General features: G+C 64.1%; 15 protein-coding genes. 2 read left to right on the forward strand and 13 right to left on the reverse strand.

What is annotated here, in order from left to right; all coding sequences use genetic code 11:
* The first annotated feature begins 144 nt into the window (after positions 1–144).
* Together NGM28_RS11230 and NGM28_RS11235 are read left to right on the forward strand one after the other, a co-directional pair.
* Positions 145–2,448: a TonB-dependent receptor gene (locus NGM28_RS11230; RefSeq protein ID WP_240065576.1), complete on the forward strand. Its 2,304-nt coding sequence runs from the start codon at positions 145–147 to the stop codon at positions 2,446–2,448.
* Positions 2,449–2,549: 101 nt separating this feature from the next.
* On the forward strand, positions 2,550–5,105 hold the full coding sequence (locus NGM28_RS11235) for a PepSY domain-containing protein (RefSeq protein ID WP_252090159.1): 2,556 nt from the start codon (positions 2,550–2,552) through the stop codon (positions 5,103–5,105).
* A 77-nt stretch (positions 5,106–5,182) separates the two neighbouring features.
* Here NGM28_RS11235 and NGM28_RS11240 read toward each other — a convergent pair whose 3' ends face one another.
* From NGM28_RS11240 to fdx, 13 genes are all read right to left on the reverse strand, one after another.
* Positions 5,183–5,977: an amidohydrolase gene (locus NGM28_RS11240; protein WP_240066650.1), complete on the reverse strand. Its 795-nt coding sequence runs from the start codon at positions 5,975–5,977 to the stop codon at positions 5,183–5,185.
* Positions 5,965–7,113, reverse strand: a complete 1,149-nt coding sequence (locus tag NGM28_RS11245; protein WP_252090160.1) for a pyridoxal phosphate-dependent aminotransferase — start codon at positions 7,111–7,113, stop codon at positions 5,965–5,967. The genes NGM28_RS11240 and NGM28_RS11245 overlap by 13 nt, the downstream gene beginning before the upstream one ends.
* A 116-nt stretch (positions 7,114–7,229) precedes the next feature.
* On the reverse strand, positions 7,230–8,696 hold the full coding sequence (gene der, locus NGM28_RS11250; protein ID WP_011532351.1) for a ribosome biogenesis GTPase Der: 1,467 nt from the start codon (positions 8,694–8,696) through the stop codon (positions 7,230–7,232).
* A gap of 116 nt (positions 8,697–8,812) precedes the next feature.
* Positions 8,813–9,982, reverse strand: a complete 1,170-nt coding sequence (gene bamB / locus NGM28_RS11255) for an outer membrane protein assembly factor BamB (protein ID WP_086009437.1) — start codon at positions 9,980–9,982, stop codon at positions 8,813–8,815.
* The gene (locus tag NGM28_RS11260) at positions 9,957–10,598 is read right to left on the reverse strand and encodes a tetratricopeptide repeat protein (RefSeq protein ID WP_011532349.1); all 642 of its coding nucleotides are present in this window, start codon (positions 10,596–10,598) and stop codon (positions 9,957–9,959) included. The genes bamB and NGM28_RS11260 overlap by 26 nt, the downstream gene beginning before the upstream one ends.
* 38 nt (positions 10,599–10,636) lie before the next feature.
* Positions 10,637–11,923, reverse strand: coding sequence for a histidine--tRNA ligase (hisS, locus tag NGM28_RS11265; RefSeq protein WP_252090161.1), 1,287 nt, complete (start codon positions 11,921–11,923; stop codon positions 10,637–10,639).
* 25 nt (positions 11,924–11,948) lie between these two features.
* Positions 11,949–13,058, reverse strand: coding sequence for a flavodoxin-dependent (E)-4-hydroxy-3-methylbut-2-enyl-diphosphate synthase (gene ispG / locus NGM28_RS11270; protein WP_011532347.1), 1,110 nt, complete (start codon positions 13,056–13,058; stop codon positions 11,949–11,951).
* Positions 13,059–13,061: 3 nt separating this feature from the next.
* Positions 13,062–14,096: a RodZ domain-containing protein gene (locus NGM28_RS11275; protein ID WP_252090162.1), complete on the reverse strand. Its 1,035-nt coding sequence runs from the start codon at positions 14,094–14,096 to the stop codon at positions 13,062–13,064.
* Positions 14,093–14,854 (reverse strand): type IV pilus biogenesis/stability protein PilW, encoded by a 762-nt coding sequence (gene pilW, locus NGM28_RS11280; RefSeq protein ID WP_240066654.1) that lies wholly within the window; start codon positions 14,852–14,854, stop codon positions 14,093–14,095. The genes NGM28_RS11275 and pilW overlap by 4 nt, the downstream gene beginning before the upstream one ends.
* 14 nt (positions 14,855–14,868) lie before the next feature.
* Positions 14,869–16,008: a dual-specificity RNA methyltransferase RlmN gene (gene rlmN / locus NGM28_RS11285; protein WP_213659692.1), complete on the reverse strand. Its 1,140-nt coding sequence runs from the start codon at positions 16,006–16,008 to the stop codon at positions 14,869–14,871.
* A gap of 30 nt (positions 16,009–16,038) precedes the next feature.
* Positions 16,039–16,464, reverse strand: coding sequence for a nucleoside-diphosphate kinase (ndk, locus tag NGM28_RS11290; protein ID WP_011532343.1), 426 nt, complete (start codon positions 16,462–16,464; stop codon positions 16,039–16,041).
* A gap of 89 nt (positions 16,465–16,553) precedes the next feature.
* A complete protein-coding gene (gene iscX / locus NGM28_RS11295; RefSeq protein ID WP_011532342.1) occupies positions 16,554–16,754 on the reverse strand; it encodes a Fe-S cluster assembly protein IscX in 201 nt (66 codons plus the stop codon).
* A gap of 11 nt (positions 16,755–16,765) precedes the next feature.
* Entirely contained in the window at positions 16,766–17,107 is a 342-nt protein-coding gene (fdx, locus tag NGM28_RS11300) for an ISC system 2Fe-2S type ferredoxin (protein ID WP_134689986.1), read from the reverse strand.
* Positions 17,108–17,110: the final 3 nt, after the last annotated feature.

Raw genomic sequence — 17,110 nt, forward strand, 5'->3', positions numbered from 1 at the left:
CCGCGACGTATGAGCCCGTAAAAACCGTAAGGTGAAATTGTAAAGAATGTAAATTTCTGTCGAATGGTAACGCTTCTCAATTGTTCCTTACATTCGCTTACATTAACATCCGCGGCCTTCATACCTTGGGGAAGGTCTACAACAATGCGCCACGTGCCAACCGCTGTGAGTTCACCACGTCTGCTCGTTTCTGCCATCGGCCTGGCGATCACCGCCACCTCCGCCTATGCCGCCGATCCTGCCGCCAGCAATGCCGTCACCCTCGATGCCACCAGCATCAACGGCAAGGCCGAGCAGGCAAGCACCGAGTACAAGGTCGAGAAGGCGGCGTCGCAGAAGTACACCGCGCCACTGGTGGACACGCCGCGTTCGGTCACCGTGATCCCGCAGCAGGTGATCAAGGACACCAACGCCCTTAACCTGCAGGACGCCCTGCGCACCGTGCCGGGCATCACCTTCGGCGCCGGTGAAGGCGGCAACCCGCAGGGCGACCGCCCCTTCATCCGCGGCTTCGACGCCCAAGGCGACACTTACCTGGACGGCGTGCGCGACACCGGTGCGCAGACCCGTGAAATCTTCGCCATCGAATCGGTGGAAGTGGCCAAGGGCCCGAACTCGGCCATCGGTGGCCGCGGCGCCGCCGGCGGCACCATCAACCTGGTGAGCAAGCGCGCGCACCTGGGCAACTCGCTGGACGGCGCCTGGACCTGGGGCAGCGACCAGACCCAGCGCTACACCTTCGACGGCAACTACCAGTTCAGCGACAGCGTGGCCGGGCGCCTCAACCTGATGACCCACGAGAGCAACGTGGCCGGCCGCGACAAGGTCAACTACGACCGCTGGGGCATCGCCCCGTCCCTGGCCTTCGGCCTGGGCACGCCGACCCGCGTCAACCTCGACTACTACCACCTGGAAAGCGACGACCTGCCGGACTCGGGCATCCCTTACACCGTGCCAGCAGGTGGCACCGGCAACCGTACCTCGGCTCACCCGAGCAAGCCGTACGCCGGTGGCGACCACGACAACTTCTACGGCCTGACCGGCCGCGACTTCCGCAAGTCGCGCGTGGACATCGCCACCTTCGCCATCGAGCACGACCTGACCGACACGCTGACCGTCAAGAACACCCTGCGCCACGGCAACAGCATGCAGGACTACATCCTCACGCAGCCCGACGACAGCAAGGGCAACGTCAACAACGGCAGCGTCTGGCGCCGGGCCAACACCCGCGTGGGCAACACCGCCACCACCACCAACCAGACCGACCTGTTCGGCGAGTTCTACCTGGGCGGCCTGAAGAACAGCTTCTCCACCGGTATCGAGCTGAGCCGTGAAGAAAGCAAGCGCTCCACTTACGATGTCGACACCAATACCCGCGGTGCAACGGCCACGACCTGCAACCCAGGCCTGATCGGCGCCAACAGCGGCTACAACTGCACCTCGCTGAGCAACCCGAACCCGGACGATCCGTGGAACGGTTCCATCACCCGCAACTACGCCGGTACCGACACCAAGAGCAACACCCGTGCGCTGTACGTGTTCGACACCCTGGAGCTGACCCCGCAGTGGCTGGTGAACATGGGCCTGCGCTATGACCACTTCGACACCCAGTACCGTGGCTACGACGCCTCCGGTGCCACCGTGGTCAACAAGCAGGGCGTTGCTTCCAAAGGCAGCGACACCAGCGAGTTCATCACCGGCCAACTGGGCGTGGTCTGGAAGCCGGCCGACAACGGCAGCATCTATGTATCCTACGCCACCTCCGCCACCCCGCCAGGCGCCTCGCTGGGCGAAGGCATGGAAGGCAACCCGCTGGGCAACACCACCGACCGCTCCGGCAACCTGCTGAGCAGCGACATGGAGCCGGAAGAAACCACCAACTACGAAATCGGCACCAAGTGGGACTTGCTCGACGAACGCCTGGCCCTGACCGCCGCGCTGTTCCGCACCGAGAAAGAAAACGCCCGTGTGCAAGTGGGTACCACCACCTACGAGAACGTCGGCGAAACCCGCGTGCAGGGTATCGAGCTGTCGGCCAGTGGCAAGATCACCGAGAAGTGGCAGGTGTTCGCCGGTTACACCTACATGCAGGCCCGCCAGATCGACGGTGGTGCGCTGGGCAAGGCCAACGACGGCAACCAGCTGCCGAACACGCCGAACAACAGCGCCAGCCTGTGGACCACCTACCAGGTCACGCCGAAGTTCACCATCGGTGGCGGTGCCTTCTACGTGGATGACGTGTACGGCAGCGTGGCCAACACCACCATGGTCGACAGCTACGTGCGCTACGACGCCATGGCCGCCTACAAGCTGACCAAGAACATCGACCTGCAGCTGAACGTGCAGAACCTCACCAACGAGGTCTACTACGACAAGGCCTTCTCCACCCACTTCGCCAACCAGGCGGCGGGCCGGACCGCACTGCTGACCACCAGCGTGCACTTCTAAAGGTCGCCCCCAAGCCCCGTCCATGGTCATGGACGGGGCTTTTGCGTATCAAGGCATAATGCACGCCGCGCGGGCTCTGGCGGCAACACAAGGTGATCGACGTGGTGAAGAAGACACTGTTCCAATTGCACTGGTTCTTTGGCATCACCGCAGGCCTGGTGCTGGCGCTGATGGGCATCACCGGCGCCATCTGGTCGTTCCAGGAAGAACTGCTGCGCGCATTCAACGCCGACGTGCTCAAGGTCGAGGTGCGCCAGGAGGGCGTGCTGCCACCGGCCGAGCTGGTACGCCGGGTGGAGCGCGCGCACGGTGACACCGTCTCGATGCTCTGGGTGGACACCCGCGAAGGCAACGCCGCGCGGATCTTCTTCACCCCGCCTCCCGGCAAGCGCCGAGGCGAATTGCGCTATGCCGACCCGTACACCGGCGAACTCAAGGGCGACGTCGCGGGGTTGGGCTTCTTCGACTTCGTGCTCAACCTGCACCGCTTCCTGGCCATGGGTGACACTGGCCGGCAGATCACCGGTGCCTGCACCCTGATGCTGATCTTCTTCTGCCTGTCCGGCCTGTACCTGCGCTGGCCGCGCCAAGCGCTGAACTGGCGAGCCTGGCTGACCCTGGACTGGGCGAAGAAAGGCCGCGCGTTCAACTGGGACCTGCACGCGGTGTTCGGCACTTGGTGCCTGCTGTTCTACCTGCTGTTCGCCCTGACCGGGCTGTTCTGGTCCTATGAGTGGTACCGTGAAGGCCTGAACACACTGTTGGCCGACAAGCCGGCCGCCGGTGAGCAGAAACGCGGTGAAGGCCGTGGAGGCCGCCATGGCCCGCCCAAGGTCGACAAGAAGGCGCCACCGCTGGTAGTCGACTACGACGCCATCTGGGCCAACCTGAAGGAAGCCGCTGGCCCTCACCTTCTGACCTACAACTTGCGTCTTCCACCCGCAGGCGGGCAACCGGCGACCTTGTTCTATCTGCTCGACGGCGCCGACCATGAGCGTGCGTTCAACACCCTCACCCTCGACCCGGCCACCGGCCAGGTCAAGCGTCACGATCGCTACACCGACAAATCGTTCAAGGCCCAGCTGCTACAGAGTGTCTATGCCCTGCACGTAGGTAGCTATTTTGGCCTGCCGGGGCGGATCATCGTCACCATTGCCAGCCTGACCATGCCGCTGTTCTTCGTCACCGGCTGGCTGCTGTACCTCGACCGCCGCCGCAAGAAGCGCCAGGTCCGTGCCGCCCGCGGTGCTGTGGACACCACCGCGAACAGTGGCGACAGCTGGCTGATCGGCTTCGCCAGCCAGAGCGGCTTCGCCGAGCAATTGGCCTGGCAGAGCGCGGGCCAGTTACAGGCTTCCGGGCTGCCGGTGCAGGTACGCCCGCTGGCGGAACTGGGCGAGGCGCAACTGCGTCAGGCCAACCGCGCGCTGTTCGTGGTCAGCACCTTCGGTGACGGCGAAGCGCCGGACAGCGCCCGCGCCTTCGAGCGCAAGGTGCTGGGCCAGCCTTGGGTGCTGGGGCACCTGGACTATGCCCTGCTTGCCCTGGGCGACCGTCAGTACCCGCACTTCTGTGGCTTCGCCCGGCGCCTGCAGGCCTGGCTCGGTGAACGTGGCGCCAGCAGCTCTTTCGCCACGGTTGAAGTGGACAACGCCGACCCCGCCGCGCTGCAACGATGGCAGCAGGAACTGGCCCAACTGACCGGCGCCCGCCCGGTGGCCGCCTGGCAGCCGCCGAGCTTCGACAACTGGCGCCTTACCCGACGAGCGCTGCTCAACCCTGGCAGCCAGGGCGCCCCCGTGTACCTGCTGGGGCTGCTACCCCCCGCCCCCGCAACCTGGGAGGCCGGAGACCTGGTGGAAATCCTGCCTCGCCACAGCCAGGTAAGTGTCGACACCTTCCTCGCCGGGCTCGGACTGCCTCCAGAAAGCCCTGTGCAACTGGAAGGACTAAACGAAACCCTTGCCCAGGCCCTGGCTAGCCGCCAGTTGCCGCAGAGTCGCGAGCATTTGGTCGGCCTGCACGCCCAGGCGTTGGTCGATGCGCTGATCCCGCTGACAGCGCGTGAGTACTCGATCGCCTCCATTGCCAGCGATGGCGTGCTGGAACTGATCGTGCGCCAGGAGCGCCACCCCGACGGCAGCCTGGGCCTGGGTTCTGGCTGGCTGACGGAGTACCTGCCGTTGGACGGCACGGTGAGCCTGCGCCTGCGGCGCAACAGCGGTTTCCACCTGCCCGGAGCTCCCGCCCCCATGGTGCTGATCGGCAACGGTACTGGCCTGGCCGGGCTGCGCAGCCTGCTCAGGGCACGCATCGCGGCCGGCGAGCAACGCAACTGGCTGCTGTTCGGTGAACGCAACCAGGCCCATGACCTGCTGTGCGGCGACGAACTGCAACACTGGCTGCGCGATGGCGACCTGCAACGACTGGACCTGGCGTTTTCGCGGGACCAGGCGGAGAAGGTCTATGTGCAGGATGTGCTGCTGCAGCACGCCGCAACGTTCAAGCGCTGGGTCGACGAGGGCGCGTGTGTTTATGTTTGCGGCAGCCTGCAAGGGATGGCCGCAGGGGTGGATGCGGCATTGCAGGGGATCCTGGGTGAAGCTGCCGTGGAGCAACTGATAGAAGATGGGCGGTATCGGCGGGACGTTTACTGAGAGCGTGAATGTTCGCCGGCAAGCCGGCTCCTACAGGTCATATGCCTTTGTAGGAGCCGGCTTGCCGGCGAACTGCCTCAATAATGCAATTCGAAGGTATCGGCATCCAGGTTCGCCGGGAATCGGGCACGATACGCCGCCAGTTCCGCCGCACGCAGTACCACGGTGAACACCCCATCCGCTTCCCCCGCGCTCAACAGGCTCTCTCCCTGGAAGTCCAGCACCTGGCTGTCGCCGGAATAGGCGAAGCCCTTGCCATCGGTGCCCACCCGGTTCACCGCCGCCACGAAGCACAGGTTCTCGATGCCCCGCGCCGGTAACAAGCGGTTCCAGTGCAGGCGCCGCGCCGCCGGCCAGTTGGCCGTGTACAGCAGCAGGTCGGTGTCCTGGGCGTCGCGGCTCCACACCGGGAAGCGCAGGTCGTAGCAGATCAGCGGGCGTACTCGCCACCCCTTGATCTCGAACTGCACCTGGCGTTCACCGGGGGTGTAGTGCTTGTGCTCGCCGGCCATGCGGAACAGATGACGCTTGTCGTAATGCAGGATCTCGCCATCGGGCCGCGCCCATAGCAAGCGGTTGCGGTGGCTGCCATCGGCGGCCTGGATGATCACGCTGCCGGTGATCACCGCGTTAGCCTTCTTCGCCTGGGCCTTGAGCCACTTGTAGGTGGGGCCGTTCTCCGGCTCGGCGAGGCGTTCGGACTCCATCGAGAAACCGGTGGTGAACATCTCCGGCAGGACCACCAGGTCCACCTCGCCGGCCTGGCCGATCAGTTCCTCGAAATGCGCGTAGTTCGCCTCGCGGTCGTGCCAGGCCAGGGTGGTCTGCACCAGGGCGATTTTCAGGTTCGGCAGTTCGCTCAGATCGCGCATAGTTTCTCCGCTGCCTGGCGCAGCGTCTCCTCACGTTTGGCAAAGCACAGGCGGACCAGGCGTTGCTCGGGAATGGGCTGCTGGTAGAACACCGATACCGGGATACTGGCCACGCCATGTTCGCGGGTCAGCCACAGGGCCATGTCGACATCGTTCAGGTCGGGCCGGATCTGCGAGTAGTCCACCAGCTGGAAATAGGTGCCCGGCGTGCGGGTAAAGGTGAAACGCGCCCCCTGCAACAGGTCGCAGAACAGGTCGCGCTTGGCCTGGTAGAAGGCCGGCAGTTCATCAATGTGCTCGGGGTGTTCGGCCATGAAGTCGGCCAAGGCGCATTGCAGAGGCGTCACACCGCAAAAGTTGACGTACTGGTGCACCTTGCGCAACTCAGCGCTCAACGTCGGTGGCGCGATCACGTAGCCGGTCTTCCAGCCAGTGACGTGGTAGGTCTTGCCGAACGAACTGACGACGAACGCCCGGGCGTAGAGCTGCGGATGGGCCAGCACACTGGCGTGGCGCACACCGTCGTAGACCAGGTGTTCGTAGACTTCGTCGCTGACCAGGTAGATATCGCGGTCGGCGATCAACTTCGCCAACTGGTCCAGGTCGTCCCGGCTGATCAGCGCGCCGCTGGGGTTGTGCGGCGAGTTGAGAATGACCATGCGCGTGCGCGGGCTGAGCGCGTCGCTGAACTTCTGCCAGTCGATGCTGAAGCTGCCGTCGCTGAGCGGCACATGCAAGCAGCGTCCACCGGCCAGTTCCACCGACGGCTCGTAGCTGTCGTAGCTGGGGTCGAAGACGATCACCTCGTCACCGGCGTGGACCACCGCCTGGATGGCGCAGAAGATCGCCTCGGTGGCACCTGGAGTGATGGTCACTTCATGGTCAGCGTCGACGCTCACGCCATACAACCGAGCGACCTTCGCAGCGACCTGCTGACGCAAGGCCGGCAGGCCGGTCATGGGCGAATACTGGTTGTGCCCGGCGGCCACATGGCGGCCAACGGCATCGAGCAAGGCCTGGGGGCCGTTGAAGTCAGGGAAACCCTGGGAGAGGTTGAGCGCACCGGTCTGCATGGCCAGTTGCGACATGGTGGTAAAGATGGTCGTGCCGACATTCGGCAGTTTGCTGCGGATCATGGAGCCCTCTTTCCTGGGGGACTGAGAGCTATAAGCTACAAGCTCCAAGCGACAAGAAAAAGCGGCAGGGATCAGCGCCTGCTTTTTCTTGCGGCTTGCAGCTTACAGCTTGCCGCTTATTTCCGCTTGTCGCGGCGCTTCTTCTCGGCCTTCTTGTGGTGCGACATCAAACGGCGCTTCTTGTTGACCTGGCGATCAGTGAGGGTGTTCTTCTTGCCCTCGAACGGGTTGTCACCGCCCTTGTACTCGATGCGGATCGGCGTGCCGACCAGCTTCAGCACCCGGCGGTAGGTGTTCTCCAGGTAACGCGAATACGAGTTGGGGATCTTGTCGGTCTGGTTGCCGTGGATCACGATCAGCGGCGGGTTGGCGCCGCCCAGGTGGGCGTAGCGCAGCTTGATGCGGCGGCCATTGACCAGCGGCGGCTGGTGCACGCTGATGGCGTCTTCCAGGATCTGCGTCAGGCGGCTGGTCGGCCAGCGGGTGACCGCCGACATGAACGCGGCCTGCACCGACTTGTACAGGTGGCCCACGCCGGTGCCGTGCAGCGCCGAGATGAAGTGGATGTCGGCGAAGTCGACGAAGAACAGCCGGCGCTCCAGCTCGGTCTTCACGTAGTCGCGCTCGCCCGGCTCCATGCCATCCCACTTGTTCAGGGCGATGACCACGGCGCGGCCGGCGTCCAGGGCGAAGCCCAGCAGGTTGAGGTCATGGTCGACCACGCCTTCGCGGGCGTCCATGACGAAGATCACCACGTTGGCGTCCTTGATCGCCTGCAGCGTCTTCACCACCGAGAACTTCTCGACTTCCTCGTGGATCTTGCCGCGCTTGCGCACACCTGCGGTGTCGATGAAGGTGTACTTCTCGCCATCGCGCTCGAACGGGATGTAGATACTGTCGCGGGTGGTGCCCGGCTGGTCGTACACCACCACGCGCTCTTCACCGAGCATGCGGTTGACCAGGGTCGACTTGCCCACGTTGGGGCGGCCGATGATGGCGATCTTGATGCCATCTTTCTCGCTCGGGCCGGGGATGCGCGTCGCTTCCTCGCCTTCGGCGACGTCCTCGTCGAGGGCGTCCTCGACCGGATCACGCGGAATATGGCCGAGCACGGCTTCCATCAGCGCGTTGATGCCGCGACCTTGCGAGCCGGCCACCGGAATGGCGTTGCCCATGCCCAGCGGCGAGAACTCGGCGCGGGCGACATCGGCGTCGATGTTGTCGATCTTGTTGGCAACCAGGATCGCTTCCTTGTTCCGCTTGCGCAGGTGCTCGGCGATCATCTGGTCGGCGGCGGTCATGCCGGCACGGGCATCAACCAGGAACAACACGTAGTCGGCTTCTTCGATGGCCATCAGCGACTGCTCGGCCATCTTCTCGTCCATGCCCACTTCGTCACCGGTGATACCACCGGTATCGATGAGGATGTAGGAACGACCCTGCCAGCTGGCGTCGCCGTACTGGCGGTCACGGGTCAGGCCCGACAGGTCGCCGACGATGGCATCGCGGGTCTTGGTCAGGCGGTTGAACATGGTGGATTTACCGACGTTCGGCCGGCCCACCAGGGCGATTACGGGAACCATGCGGCTCTCCACTCTTGAATTCTTGAAAATGCAAAGGCCGCTGCAGAGCAGCGGCCGGTGTTCGGGCGGCGTTTCCTACGCCGCGGCCTGAGCCGTTGACGGTCTCAAGCTTAGCTTCAGCGGATGGTCAGTGCCTCGAGCTTGCCGCTGTTGCCGAAGACATAGATGGTGTCGCCGACCACCAGGGGGCGGGCGCGCAGGCCATCACTGTCGATACGCTCACGGCCGACGAAGCGGCCATCGACCTGGCTGAGCAGGTGCAGGTAACCCTCGAAGTCACCCACAGCCACATAGCTGGAGAACACTTCCGGCGCCGACAGCTGACGGCGAGCCATGGTGTCGTTGCTCCACAGGGCGCTGGACGAACGCTCGTCAATACCCTCGACGGTGCCCGACGCCTCGCTCACGTAGACGTTGCCGAAGCCCTGGGCGACACCCACGTAGCTGGAGGCATCGCGCTGCCACATCACACGGCCGCTCTCCACATCCAGGCCCGCGACGCGGCCCTGGTAGGTGCTCACGTAGAGGGTGCCACCGGACAGCAGCAAGCCGCCGTCGATGTCCACCACGCGGTCCAGCTCGGAACGGCCCTGCGGGATGGCCACGCGGCTCTCCCACACCGGCACGCCGTTGCTGATATCGACCGCCACCACCTTGCCGGTGGACAGGCCGGCCACGGCCAGGCGGTTGGTCACCACGGGGGCACCGGTACCGCGCAGGGTCAGTACGGCCGGGGTGTTCTCGTAGATCCAGCGACGGTCGCCAGTGGCGGCGTCAAGGCCGATCAGACGGTCGTCCTGGGTTTGTACCACCACCACGTCGCCGTTGTTGGCGGGCGGTGCCAGCACTTCACTGGTGACGCGGGAACGCCAGCGTTCCTCACCGGTGCTGGAGTCCAGGGCGATGACCTCGCCCTTCAGCGTGCCCAGCATGACCAGGCCGTAGCCGACGCCCACGGCCCCGGAAACCGGCAGCTCGAGGTCCTTCTTCCACACCACGTCACCGTCGAGGCGGTTAAGCGCGAAGACCTTGCCGGTGACATCAGCCGCGTAGATACGGTCGTTCTCGATGGCCGGTACCAGGGTGTTGTACGTCTCGCCCTGGCCGTCACCGATCGAACGGCTCCACTGCTTCTTCAGCACCACTTCCTCGGTGAACTTGGTCAGCTCGGCCGGGGGCAGTTCCTTCTTGCTGTTGCTGCTGCAACCCGCCGCCAACACGGCGAGGGTGAGCACTGCTGCTTGTTTCCAACCCTTCACTTCAGGCGTCCCCTTTGGCCAGGTCATCCAGCTTCAGTTGCAGGCCACCGATCGCGGCGTCGTCGGACAGCGCGGCCTTGGCTTTTTCGTAGGCGCTGTGCGCGTCGTCGGCGCGGCCCAGCTGTACCAGCAGGTCGCCCTTGAGTTCCTCGCGGCTGGCGAGGAAGGCCTTGTCAGTGTCGCCGTCGAGCAGCTTCAGTGCGTCTTCGGCCTTGTCCTGGGCAGCCAGTACACGGGCCAGGCGCTGGCGCGAGATCTCGCCCAGGGTGGCGTCGGCCGGCTTGTCCATCACGCCTTTCAGCTCGCTGGCCGCGTCGTCCAGCTTGCCGCTGTCCACCGCTACTTTGGCGACGAACAGGCTGCCGTACTGGGCGTAGGCGCTGCCGCCGAACTCGCTCTTGAGCTTGCCGGACAGTTCGGCGACCTTGCCTGCGTCAGGCTGGCCGCTCGGGGTCAGCGAGGTTTCCAGCAGGGCCTGGTACAACGCCGAGGCGCCTTGCGACTGGTTGGCCTGGTACTTGTGCCAGGTCTGCCAGCCCATCACCACCACGCCGGCCAACAGGGCGCCGGTCAGCAGCGGCTTGCCGTTGCGGTTCCACCAGTCCTTGGCCGCTGCCAGGCCTTCATCATCGGTACTCGACACCCCAATACTCCTATTCGCCTATTCGTTGTTGAACCGCGTTACGCCTGGGCGATCGCGGTTTCCAGGTACGCGGCAAGCGCATCCCAGGCAATGTTCTGTTGTTCGCCCTGGCCACGCAGGGGCTTGACGCCGATCTCTTGCTTGGCCAGTTCATCGTCGCCGAGGATCAGGGCGAACAGCGCGCCACTTTTGTCAGCTTTCTTGAACTGGTTCTTGAAGTTGCCGCCACCGGCGTTGACCGCCAGGCGCAGGTTCGGCAGACAATCACGCAGTTGTTCGCTGATCTTCAGGCCAGCCAGCTCCGCCTGCTCACCAAAGGCACACAGGTAGACGTCGATGGTACGGCTGATCGACTCAGGTACCTGGCCCAGGGTTTCGATCAGCAGCAGCAGGCGCTCGATACCCATGGCAAAGCCAACGCCAGCAGTCGGCTTGCCGCCCATCTGCTCGACCAGGCCATCGTAGCGCCCACCGGCGCAGACCGTGCCCTGGGCACCGAGCTTGTCGGTGACCCACTCGAACACCGTCTTGCTGTAGTAATCCAGGCCGCGTACCAGCTTGGTGTTGATCACGAACGGGATGCCGGCAGCGTCAAGACGGGCCTTCACGCCCTCGAAGTGCACGCGGGACTCTTCGTCCAGGTACTCTTCTAGCTTCGGCGCGCCCACCAGGGCGGCCTGGGTACCTGCGTTCTTGCTGTCGAGGATACGCAGCGGGTTGCTCTTCAGGCGGCGCTGGCTGTCTTCGTCCAGCTGATCAATGCGCTGGGAGAGGAACTCGACCAGCGCATCGCGATAACGCGCGCGGGCTTCGCTGGTGCCCAGGCTGTTGAGCTCCAGCGTCACCGCATCCTGAATACCCAGCAACGCCCAGAGGCGCCAGGTGAGCATGATCAGTTCGGCGTCGATATCGGGGCCGGCCAGGTTGAACACCTCGACACCGATCTGGTGGAACTGACGGTAGCGTCCCAGTTGCGGGCGCTCGTGGCGGAACATCGGGCCCACGTACCAGAGTTTCTGCACTTGGCCATTACCGATGATGCCGTGCTCGAGCACTGCGCGCACGCACGCGGCGGTACCTTCCGGGCGCAAGGTCAGCGAGTCCTTGTTGTCCTGGAAGGTGTACATCTCCTTCTCGACGATATCGGTGACTTCACCGATCGAGCGCTTGAACAGCTCGGTGAACTCGACGATCGGCGTGCGGATCTGGCTGTAGCCGTAGCTGTCCAGCAGGCCGGCCACGGTGCCCTCGAAATAGCGCCACAGCGGCGACTGATCGGGCAGGATGTCGTTCATGCCACGGATGGCTTGCAGCGATTTGCTCACGAGTAGTCCTTACGAATTCTGTGTATCAGCCACGGGCGATCAGCGCCGCGTCGGCCTCGGCCTTCTCGGCCGCTTTCTGGCGGATGAGCTTTTCCAGCTCGTCGACCAGGTTGTCGTTGTTCAGCTTCTGTGACGGCTTGCCATCGATGTAGACCAGGTTCGGGGTGCCGCCGGTCAGGCCGACGTGCGACTCCTTCGCTTCGCCCGGGCCGTTGACCACGCAACCGATCACCGCCACGTCCAGCGGCACCAGCAGGTCTTCCAGGCGCCCTTCCAGCTCGTTCATGGTCTTGACCACATCGAAGTTCTGCCGCGAGCAGCTCGGGCAGGCGATGAAGTTGATCCCACGGGAACGCAGGTGCAGCGACTTGAGGATGTCGTAGCCGACCTTCACTTCCTCGACCGGGTCGGCCGCCAGCGAGATGCGGATGGTGTCACCGATACCTTCGGCCAGCAGCATACCTAGGCCGACGGCGGATTTCACCGTCCCCGAGCGCAGCCCACCGGCTTCGGTTATCCCTAGGTGCAGCGGCTGGATGATCTGCTTGGCCAGCAGGCGGTAGGCCTCGACGGCCATGAACACGTCGGAGGCCTTGACGCTGACCTTGAAATCCTGGAAGTCCAGGCGGTCCAGGTGCTCGACATGGCGCAGCGCCGACTCGACCAGCGCGGCGGGGGTGGGTTCGCCGTACTTCTTCTGCAGGTCTTTTTCCAAAGAGCCGGCGTTGACGCCGATGCGGATCGGGATACCACGGTCACGGGCGGCGTCGACCACCGCGCGCACGCGGTCTTCGCGGCCGATGTTGCCCGGGTTGATACGCAGGCAGTCAACGCCCAGTTCGGCCACACGCAGGGCGATCTTGTAGTCGAAATGGATGTCGGCGACCAGCGGCACGCTGACCAGCTTCTTGATCTTGCCGAACGCCTCGGCGGCGTCCATGTCCGGTACCGAGACACGCACGATGTCCACGCCGGCATCGACCAGGCGCTGGATCTGCGCCACGGTGGCGGCGACATCGTTGGTGTCGGTGTTGGTCATGCTCTGCACCGCGATGGGGGCATCGCCACCCACCGGCACATTGCCGACCCAGATTTTGCGGGATTCGCGACGTTTGATCGGAGATTCGCCGTGCATGACTTACTGTCCCAACTTCAGGCGAGCGGTTTCGCCACTGGTGAACGGGGCAACATCGACCGCCTGGCCGTTGTAGCTCACCTGGGCGCCACGGGCGAAGCCCAGGCGCACCGCGAATGGTGGCTTGCCGGTCAGTTCCAGGTTGTCGCCCTTGCGCTTGATGGCGCTGAACAGCACCTTGCCATTGCCATCTGTGACCTGGGTCCAGCAATCGGCGGTGAACTGGATGTGTACATTGCCGCTGCCGGCCGGGGCTGGCGCGGCTTCGACAACGGGTGCCGGAGCCACCGGCGCGGGCGCGGCGGCCACGGGAGCAGCCGGAGTGACCGGTGCGGCGGGCGCTGCCGGAGCGGTCGGCGCAGCGGCAACGACCGGCGCTTGTGGCGCAGCGGCCGGTGCGACCGGCGCAGGTGTGGCTACAGCTGCCGCGGGAGCCTCGGCGCTGCTGGCCGGTGACTGCTCGCTGGCCGCCGGTTCCAGTGACAGCGCTTCGCTTTCAGGCTGCTGGCCTTCGCTGACGGCCTGGTCTTCCGGCTCGTCCAGCGGGTGGATCTGGGTGGTGCCGTCGGCGCTCTCGACCTCGACATGCTCCAGGGCGATCTTGGCCAGGTCCTTGCCGCGCAGGCTGGTGTTGTCCTGCCACCAGAGGAAGCTGCCCCCGACCACGGCCACCAGCAGCAACAGGCTGACCACGCGCAGGATGTTGTGGGACAGGCGCACCGGCTCCTCGATGCGGCCCAGGGCATGCACTTCGCTGCCCTTGGCGTGGGTGCCGGTGATCTGGTCGAACGCCTCGACCAGCGGTGCCTGGTCCATGTCCATCAGCTTGGCGTAGGCACGGATGTAACCGCGGGCGAAGGTGTGCCCCGGCAGCTTGTCGAAGGCGCCGTTTTCCAGGTTGTTCAGCGAAGATACCGTGAGGTTGAGCTTGCGAGCGACCTCGGCCTGGCTCCAGTCCCGTTTCTCGCGGGCCTGGCGCAAGACGTCACCGGGGTTCTGGCGAGTCGCTGCTGCTACTTCAGTGTGCGCGGCTTTCATCGTTGCTCCGACAGGTATTGCTGATATTCCGGCGTACCGGGATAAAGTCGTTGTAATTGCTGGCCCAGGCGGGCCGCGTCGCCCCGGTCGTCGAGGGCGCGGGCCAGGCGGCTGCCCAGCAGCAGGCTGCGGGCATTCTGGTCGCTCAGCTGGCTGAATCGATCGTAGTAGTCCCGGGCCGGCACATAATGCCTGTTTTCGTAGGACAACTCAGCCATTTCAAGCAAAGCCCTCGGTTGCCGCTGATTGAGCCGAAGGGCTTTTTCCAGATGATCGCGGGCCTGTTCGCCCTGCCCCAGCTTCAGGGCCGTCAGCCCCAGGTTCTCGTAGACCCGGGAGCGCTCAGGATACAGGGTATCGGCGGCAGCTTGGCGGAACATCGCCTGGGCGTCGGCAAAGCGGCCCTGAGCATATAGGAAACTGCCGTAGTTGTTGCGGATTCGTGTGTCGCCCGGGCGTATGGCCAGCGCTTTCTCGAAGTGCCGGTCGGCAAGCGCAGGCTCGCCTTCTGCCTGGAACACCAAAGCCAATGCCGCATGGGCATCGGCATCGCTATTGTTCAAGGCCAGGGCCTTGCCCAGCGGCGCCTTGGCCTGCTCGGTCAAACCTTGTTGCAAATACCCAAGCCCCAACTGCACGTAGGCCCGCCCCGCTTCCTCACGCCCCTGCCGATTGGCCAGGGGATCGCCCGCGCCGCCGGACACGCAGCCAACCAGCAGCGAAAGCGTCAGGATCGACAGCGCGGCGCGCAGGGTCATGGGCGGAATGCTCGTCAGGGGCGCGCAGCGTTGTCTTGCGGCTCGTCGGCGAGCTGGCGCACGGCGATGTAGCGCTCGCTGCGACGGGTGCGGTCGTTGACCTGGCCCACCAACTGGCCACAGGCGGCATCGATGTCGTCGCCGCGGGTGGTGCGGGTGGTGACGTTGAAACCACCGTGGTGCAGCAGGTCCTGGAAGCGACGAATGGCGTTGTTGCTGGGTCGCTCGTAGCCCGAGTGCGGGAACGGGTTGAACGGGATCAGGTTGATCTTGCACGGCACGTCGCGCAGCAGCTCGATCATCTGCGCGGCATGCTCGGGCTGGTCGTTGACGTCCTTGAGCAGGGTGTACTCGATGGTGAGCACGCGCTTGCCGCCGAGCGTGGACATGTAGCCCATGCACGATTCCAGCAGCATCTTCAGCGGATACTTCTTGTTGATCGGTACCAGCTTGTTGCGCAGCTCATCGTTGGGGGCGTGCAGCGACAGCGCGAGCGACACGTCGATGTGCTTGGCCAGCTCGTCGATCATCGGTACCACACCCGAGGTGGAGAGCGTGACGCGACGCTTCGAGATGCCATAGCCCAGATCTTCCATCATGATCTTCATGGCGGCGATGACATTGTCGAAGTTCAGCAAGGGCTCGCCCATGCCCATCATGACCACGTTGGTGATGGCGCGGTCGATCTTGGCGGGGACGGTCCCGAAGGATTTGTTGGCAAGCCACACCTGGCCGATCACTTCGGCGGCGGTGAGGTTGCTGTTGAAGCCTTGCTTGCCGGTGGAGCAGAAACTGCAGTCCAGGGCGCAGCCGGCTTGCGACGATACGCACAGCGTACCGCGGTCGTCGGTGGGGATGTAGACGGTTTCGACGCAGCTGCCGGAGGCAACGCGAACCACCCACTTGCGGGTGCCGTCGGCGGAAATGTCTTCGCTGACCACTTCCGGGCCCCGAATCTCGGCAACAGCCTCGAGCTTTTCGCGCAAGACCTTGCCGACATTGGTCATGGCGGCGAAATCATCGACGCCAAAATGGTGAATCCATTTCATCACCTGCCCGGCGCGGAAGCGCTTCTCCCCGATTGAGTCGAAGAACTGTTCCATTTCCGCCAGGGTCAGCCCCAGCAGGTTGATCTTGCCAGTCGATGTCGTCATGGATTCACCCTCACACCCGTAAGCTTTCGCTTAGCGAGTGGTTACCTCGGTAGCTGCGAAGAAGTAAGCGATTTCGCGAGCGGCAGCGGCTTCGGAGTCCGAACCGTGAACGGCGTTGGCGTCGATCGACTCGGCGAAGTCGGCACGGATGGTGCCTGGAGCAGCTTCTTTAGGGTTGGTGGCGCCCATCAGCTCACGGTTCAGAGCGATGGCGTTCTCGCCTTCCAGAACCTGGACAACGACCGGGCCGGAAGTCATGAAGGCAACCAGGTCACCGAAGAAGCCACGAGCGCTGTGCTCGGCGTAGAAGCCTTCGGCTTCGGCCTTGGACAGTTGCTTGATTTTCGAAGCGACGATTTTCAGGCCGGCTTCTTCGAAGCGAGTGGTGATCTTGCCAATGACGTTTTTGGCGACGGCGTCAGGCTTGATGATCGAGAAAGTACGTTGAACAGCCATGGAAAACTCCAGAATATTGAGTGTTGCGAAAAATTAAACCCGCGAATTATACGCGGGTTCCAGGGGATTGCCTAACCTGCAGCGTGCGCTCAGTCGGCTTCTTCGATCCAGGCCGCCTGGATGGCCTCGAGCACCTTCTCGCCGCCGCGCGACGGATCGTCGCTGAAGTCGGGCAGTGCCAGCACCCAGCGGTGCAGATCGACGAAATTCACGTAACGAGGATCGACCTCGGGCTTGCTTTCGGCAAGCTGGATGGCGATCTCAAGTACATCAATCCATTTCAGGCTCATGCTCGATACCCTCAGTGCGGCGCTTCGGCGGCGTGGTTGAGCGAGTATTTGGGGATCTCGATGGTAAGGTCCTCATCACCGACGATCACCTGGCAGGCCAGGCGCGACTGCGCTTCCAGGCCCCAGGCCTTGTCCAGCATGTCTTCTTCGAGCTCATCGGCTTCCTCGAGCGAGTCGAAGCCTTCGCGCACGATACAGTGGCAGGTGGTGCAGGCGCACACGCCGCCACAGGCACTTTCCATCTCGATATGGTGCTCGTGGGCCAGTTCCAGGATATTGGTGCCCGGCTCCACTTCAACCACCAGCCCATCCGGGCAGAACTTCTCGTGCGGCAGGAAAATCACCTGGGGCATCGG

The sequence above is a fragment of the Pseudomonas sp. MWU13-3659 genome (assembly GCF_023757525.1).
GTDB lineage: Bacteria > Pseudomonadota > Gammaproteobacteria > Pseudomonadales > Pseudomonadaceae > Aquipseudomonas > Aquipseudomonas entomophila_E.

What these genes read in the sequence shown, in the direction of transcription:
- NGM28_RS11230 (WP_240065576.1), top strand. Translation starts at nt 145, where the DNA reads ATGCGCCACGTGCCAACCGCTGTGAGTTCACCACGTCTGCTCGTTTCT.
- NGM28_RS11240 (WP_240066650.1), bottom strand. Translation starts at nt 5,977, where the DNA reads ATGCGCGATCTGAGCGAACTGCCGAACCTGAAAATCGCCCTGGTGCAG.
- NGM28_RS11245 (WP_252090160.1), bottom strand. Translation starts at nt 7,113, where the DNA reads ATGATCCGCAGCAAACTGCCGAATGTCGGCACGACCATCTTTACCACC.
- der (WP_011532351.1), bottom strand. Translation starts at nt 8,696, where the DNA reads ATGGTTCCCGTAATCGCCCTGGTGGGCCGGCCGAACGTCGGTAAATCC.
- bamB (WP_086009437.1), bottom strand. Translation starts at nt 9,982, where the DNA reads ATGACCTGGCCAAAGGGGACGCCTGAAGTGAAGGGTTGGAAACAAGCA.
- ispG (WP_011532347.1), bottom strand. Translation starts at nt 13,058, where the DNA reads ATGCACGGCGAATCTCCGATCAAACGTCGCGAATCCCGCAAAATCTGG.
- NGM28_RS11275 (WP_252090162.1), bottom strand. Translation starts at nt 14,096, where the DNA reads ATGAAAGCCGCGCACACTGAAGTAGCAGCAGCGACTCGCCAGAACCCC.
- pilW (WP_240066654.1), bottom strand. Translation starts at nt 14,854, where the DNA reads ATGACCCTGCGCGCCGCGCTGTCGATCCTGACGCTTTCGCTGCTGGTT.
- rlmN (WP_213659692.1), bottom strand. Translation starts at nt 16,008, where the DNA reads ATGACGACATCGACTGGCAAGATCAACCTGCTGGGGCTGACCCTGGCG.
- ndk (WP_011532343.1), bottom strand. Translation starts at nt 16,464, where the DNA reads ATGGCTGTTCAACGTACTTTCTCGATCATCAAGCCTGACGCCGTCGCC.
- iscX (WP_011532342.1), bottom strand. Translation starts at nt 16,754, where the DNA reads ATGAGCCTGAAATGGATTGATGTACTTGAGATCGCCATCCAGCTTGCC.
- fdx (WP_134689986.1), bottom strand. Translation starts at nt 17,107, where the DNA reads ATGCCCCAGGTGATTTTCCTGCCGCACGAGAAGTTCTGCCCGGATGGG.